The 236-nt window shown below is 61.4% G+C and carries 1 pseudogene; it reads right to left on the bottom strand.

Annotated elements, in window-relative coordinates:
- Nucleotides 1–236, bottom strand: a pseudogene (locus SB772_RS45635) (MFS transporter); the annotation flags it as partial.

Genomic DNA, 236 nt, shown 5'->3' with positions numbered 1-236 from the left:
CTGCACGCCGAGCCGTCTTTCCAGCAGAAACAACAGCACATTGCCGGTAATGCCGCCGAATGCGCTCGCCGCTGCGCCCAATGCGGCGCTCGAAGCCGTGAAGCCGTACGAGAGCAGTAGCATCGGCGTCCAGAAGATAAACAGGTACGTGACGAGGAAACCAAGAAATGCGACCAGCCAGACGGTGGTTGTATCGGTGACAAGGCCCGGGGCCAGGAGACCGCGAGTCTTCCCGG

The sequence above is a fragment of the Paraburkholderia sp. SIMBA_030 genome, assembly GCF_046535245.1.
Classification (GTDB): domain Bacteria; phylum Pseudomonadota; class Gammaproteobacteria; order Burkholderiales; family Burkholderiaceae; genus Paraburkholderia.
The sequence above is the reverse complement of the archived record's forward strand: the minus strand, read 5'-3'. Positions and strand labels throughout refer to the sequence as shown.